Here is a 4750-nt window from a genome sequence, read left to right as displayed (position 1 = left end):
GGAGAATTCAATAACTTAATGCAACAAATGATAATTTTTATCTTTGTTGAATTATGGAAAAAAAGCACAAACGACTTACACTAAATGAACGCATTATTATTGAGACTTTACTCTATGAAAATAAGTCTAAAAGTTATATTGCAAAGCATCTAAATAGAAATCGTTCTACTATTACTCGAGAAATAAATAGTTGGATGCACAAACCAACCGATAAATACAATGCAACTTTAGCAGATTTCTTTGCAAAAGAAGAGTATTTAAACAAAAGAAATCTTGATAAAATAAATACTCATAAAAAACTTAAACTATTTGTTTACAGAGGCTTATTATGTGGTTTTTCGCCAGAACAAATTGCTGGAAGAATTAAAATTGATTATCCTAACAATAGTATTATGACAATCTCTCATGAAGCAATTTATCAGCATATTTATAAACATAGACAGTCAAGATTAGGCAAAAAACTCATACAACTTCTACCCTATCATCATTCCAAAAGAAGATACAATAGAAAAGGTGGAAAAAACAAAATACGAATCAAAGACCAAGTAAATATTAGCCAAAGACCCAACAGTGTTGAGTTACGAAACGAAGTTGGACATTGGGAAGGAGATCTAATGATTGGTGTAGGACAAAAAAGTGCCATCGGAACAATTGTAGAAAGAAAAACAAGATATGTTTTCATTATTAAATTAGAAAATAGAAAATCCGAAACCGTGACACAACAATTTGCAAAACACTTGAAAACACTACCCAAATACACTGTAAAATCAATGACTTACGACAACGGAATGGAAATGGCAAATCACAAATGGCTATCAAATAACACTGGAATGGATATATATTTTGCTAATCCTTATTCTTCCTGGGAACGTGGAACTAACGAAAACACGAACGGTTTAATTAGGCGTTTTTTCCCTAAAGGAACTGATTTTAACACCATAACAAACAAACAACTAAAACATGCTGAATTAACTCTAAACAATAGACCTAGAAAGGTTTTAGGGTACAAAACACCTCAAGAAAAAATGAATCAAGAAATCACTAACTATATAGCATAAATCAAGCCTATTTCGGAAATAACTTTTGGTCAATTAAAAAGACCAAAAAAGTTATTCTGAAATTAGACAAAATGAAAAGAAAATACTAATTTTGATTAGAACAATATTAACTGACCTTGTTGCGTTAAGGTCTTGAATCCGCCAAACGTATATAATTGAGAAATAAACTATTGAAAAGAATAAAATTTTTATGTATTGCTTTACTTTTATCCCTAATTTATGGATTCTCAGTAAAAAAATATGACAATTATTCAGGCGAAGAATCTGTCAGATACTGGAAAGAAAATAAAAACTTATTTGAGTCAGTTAATCAAAATGAAAATTTAAGCTTTAGAAATTTAGATGGGTACATAAAAACAAATGATTTGTTTCTCTTTGGCGAATTTCACGGAATAAAAGAGACAACAAAGATTGATTTTGAACTCATCAAGTATTTAAATAAAAAAGCTGGAATGAAAATTCATTTGGCAGAGATTGATTTTAGTCAAGCATATTTTTTAAATGAATATCTGAAAAATGGAGACGAAAAGCTGATTGATTACGTATTAAACAGTTGGATAATCTATCATGGACATAATAATCTCGATTACAAAAACAAATGGATTCAAATTCGTAAACTAAACAGTATGAATACTGAAGACTCTCAGATTAGAGTTTATGGGATTGATAAAATTCAAAATATAAATGTCACTAAAAATCATTTAAAAATTCTATTGAGTAAAATAAACCTTTCTTCTGACATACCAAAAGACGAAAATATATTTTTAGAATGGACAGAAGTTGAATTGCCAAAACTGACTTCATCAATAAATCTAAATTCGACAACTATAGATTGTATAAAAGATATTGAACATATAAGAAAAAATCTAGTTGATTATTATAAAACAACGTCAAGAGAAGATATAATGTATTTAAATTTCATCGATTTATATAAAAGATATAATTTTCAAGGGCAGAAAATTTATGGCTATTTTGGTGAAGCACATGTTTTGCAAAAAGAAATGAATAATAAGAAGGATTTTGGAACGCTTGTAAAAAACCCAAACTCACCAGTGAGATCCAAAACATATACAATTATACCTAGATATTTAGACAGTTACATGAATGCTCCTTCCAAATATTTGCCTTTCTTTTTAAGGAGTGACGAAGAACATACAAAAACAGAGGTTTCTTGTGATAATGCTTTTTTACTTTATCACTTTGGAATTTCAGATTTAAAAAAGGTTACAAATGAAAACTCTACTACTTTTTTTGATATAAACAAAACTAAATCTCCTTACAAAAACTCATTAAGACTAATTAAAAGTACAGGCTTATTAACTCTAATTTCTGGTATGAAAGTTACAGATAAAAATACTTCAACAACAGACTATGCCCAAGGAATAATTTTAATAAGAAATTCAGATTGGGCTGAACCTATAAAATAAAAACTACGGCTAACAGGCGTTTGGCAAGATTGCGAATTTAGTAGTAAATTCACGTTTATTTCTCGCAAGAAATTTTATCTTTGATAGAAAATAATCGGTTCCGAAGTTCGCAACCTCGCCAAGCGCCGGAACGTTAACTGTAATTTTTGCTCAGAATTGGAGAATTCAATAATTTATAGATTTTATTCTTTGATAATTACCAAATTTTGGTAACTTTGTTAAAAACAAATTTATTATGGGACGAAATACATCTGTTTCTCTTGGAAACTATTTTGAAAACTTTGTCGACAACAGAGTATCGGAAGGAAGATTTAAAAATGCTAGTGAAGTTATTAGAGCTGGATTGAGGTTACTAGAAGAAGAGGAAAGTAAAATTATTGCTCTAAAAATAGCAATAACAGAAGGGATTGAAAGTGGAATAGCAACAGAATTTGATCCGATGAAACACCTTGAATCGTTAAAAGTCAAAAAGAAAAATGGCTAAATATAATTTAACAAACAAGGCTGTTGAGGATTTATCAAAGATTTGGGATTACACTTACGAAATATGGTCTGAAAATCAAGCTGATAAATATTATTTTGAACTTCTTAAAGACTGTCAAGTATTGGCTGAAAATCGAAACTTGGGTAAAAACTATGTAGAGATTAACAATGACATATTTGGTTATAAATCTGGTCAACATTTAATATTATTCAGAATTATCAACCAGAACGAAATAGAAATAATAAGATTTTTACATTCTAGAATGGATTTGAAAAACAGAATTCAAGAATAAAACTACAGTTAACAGCAGTTTACTAAAATGGCGAATTTTTCTTTAAAATCACGTTCACATTTCGCAAGAAATTTTATCTTAGCTACAAATAAACAATTTACGAAGTCTCCACTTCAGCAAGCCGCGGCCCGTTAGCAGTAACTATTGAAAATGTAAAATCCTGAAATAGGTTGACAAAAAATCAACAACTATTTACAGGACAATATGAAAGAAAACCAACCACACTGTCAAAAAAAATCCGTTGGATTTGACTTAAAATTAAAAATTATTGATGAAGTATGCAACGGACAAATTTCCGTCAATCACGCAGCAGTAAAATACCAAGTCGGACGTAATGCAATTTATTATTGGTTACAAAAATTTGCTACCTTAGAGCAAAAACAAAAAGGAATGTCAAACAAAGACGAAATTAAAAAACTAAAGCAAAAAATTGAAGAACTGGAATTCATAAAAGACTTCCAACAAATGATTATTGCCGAAGCTGAAATTGATACAGGGAACGATTATGCAAAAAAGTCGCTGCCCGAATCATTGGCCAAAGAAGTGGAACTAAAGAAAAAAGCACTTTTAAAATCAAATGGATCTGCCAATGCTTCGGGATATCAAGACAAGCACTCTACAAAAAAATGAGTGTTTGTAAGAAACAAAAAGCTGATAATGAAAAACTAGTAAAAATGGTTATCGACAAAAGAGGTGAAATCAGTCAAGTAACTGGTGGAAGAAAATTACATCAGCTGCTACAAGAACAAATGAAATTAGAAAACATCAAAATGGGACGTGACAATTTCTTCGATTTTCTTAGAGCTCATACCCTATTGGTTCCTAAACAAAGGAATTTCACACGCACCACAAACTCTAATCATCTCTTTACAAAATGGAAAAATTTGGTGCAAAATAAAGTCCCAAATCATCCCGAAGAACTCTGGGTTAGTGATATAACTTATCTAAAACTAAATGGAAAAAATGCCTATTTAGCTTTAGTAACCGATGCCTATTCTAAACAAATAATGGGCTTTCATGTAGCTACAAACATGAAAGCTTCATTGTCAATAGAAGCTTTAAAAATGGCGTTAAAAAACAGAAAATATCCAAATCAAAAACTAATCCATCATTCCGACAGAGGCTTCCATTATTGTTGGCCAGAATATGTCAAAATTCTACAAGACAACAATATTTTAATAAGCATGACTGAACAATATGATCCATACGAAAACGCTCTAGCAGAACGTTTAAACAAAACTATGAAATATGAATTTGGACTAAATCAGACGATTCCAAACAAAACTATGGCTCAAAAAATGGTAAGACGCGCTGTAAAGATTTATAACTCTTTAAGACCACATGACAGCTTAAAGGGAAGAACTCCTGTTAGCGTGCATTTAAATCCTGATATTCCGTATAAATCGTATCGTAGGAATAATGAAATAATTTATCTAAATTTGAATTGAAAAATTAATTAAAAAACGTCAACCTATTTCAGGACGTTACA

General features: G+C 30.1%; 6 protein-coding genes. All 6 read left to right on the top strand.

Annotated elements, in window-relative coordinates:
• Positions 1-53 precede the first annotated feature (53 nt).
• The 6 genes from UEQ13_RS00170 to UEQ13_RS00145 all read left to right on the top strand — a co-directional run bounded on the left by UEQ13_RS00170 (position 54) and on the right by UEQ13_RS00145 (position 4709).
• Positions 54-1058, top strand: a complete 1005-nt coding sequence (locus tag UEQ13_RS00170) for an IS30 family transposase (protein ID WP_329804339.1) — start codon at positions 54-56, stop codon at positions 1056-1058.
• Between the two features lie 155 nt (positions 1059-1213).
• On the top strand, positions 1214-2485 hold the full coding sequence (locus UEQ13_RS00165) for a TraB/GumN family protein (RefSeq protein WP_329804350.1): 1272 nt from the start codon (positions 1214-1216) through the stop codon (positions 2483-2485).
• Positions 2486-2720: 235 nt separating this feature from the next.
• The gene (locus UEQ13_RS00160) at positions 2721-2969 is read left to right on the top strand and encodes a type II toxin-antitoxin system ParD family antitoxin (RefSeq protein WP_166131645.1); all 249 of its coding nucleotides are present in this window, start codon (positions 2721-2723) and stop codon (positions 2967-2969) included.
• Entirely contained in the window at positions 2962-3261 is a 300-nt protein-coding gene (locus UEQ13_RS00155; protein ID WP_329804349.1) for a type II toxin-antitoxin system RelE/ParE family toxin, read from the top strand. Before UEQ13_RS00160 ends, UEQ13_RS00155 begins: the two co-directional genes overlap by 8 nt.
• Positions 3262-3465: 204 nt before the next feature.
• Positions 3466-3891, top strand: coding sequence for an IS630 transposase-related protein (locus tag UEQ13_RS00150; protein ID WP_329804348.1), 426 nt, complete (start codon positions 3466-3468; stop codon positions 3889-3891).
• The gene (locus UEQ13_RS00145) at positions 3789-4709 is read left to right on the top strand and encodes an IS3 family transposase (RefSeq protein ID WP_329804351.1); all 921 of its coding nucleotides are present in this window, start codon (positions 3789-3791) and stop codon (positions 4707-4709) included. Before UEQ13_RS00150 ends, UEQ13_RS00145 begins: the two co-directional genes overlap by 103 nt.
• Positions 4710-4750: the final 41 nt, after the last annotated feature.

It is taken from the genome of Flavobacterium facile (assembly GCF_036321945.1).
Classification (GTDB): Bacteria; Bacteroidota; Bacteroidia; order Flavobacteriales; family Flavobacteriaceae; genus Flavobacterium; species Flavobacterium facile.
This window is presented reverse-complemented; position numbering and strand designations above follow the sequence as displayed.

Coding starts and splice junctions, on each gene's coding strand:
- UEQ13_RS00150 (WP_329804348.1), top strand. CDS start 3,466: ATGAAAGAAAACCAACCACACTGTCAAAAAAAATCCGTTGGATTTGAC.
- UEQ13_RS00160 (WP_166131645.1), top strand. CDS start 2,721: ATGGGACGAAATACATCTGTTTCTCTTGGAAACTATTTTGAAAACTTT.
- UEQ13_RS00155 (WP_329804349.1), top strand. CDS start 2,962: ATGGCTAAATATAATTTAACAAACAAGGCTGTTGAGGATTTATCAAAG.
- UEQ13_RS00170 (WP_329804339.1), top strand. CDS start 54: ATGGAAAAAAAGCACAAACGACTTACACTAAATGAACGCATTATTATT.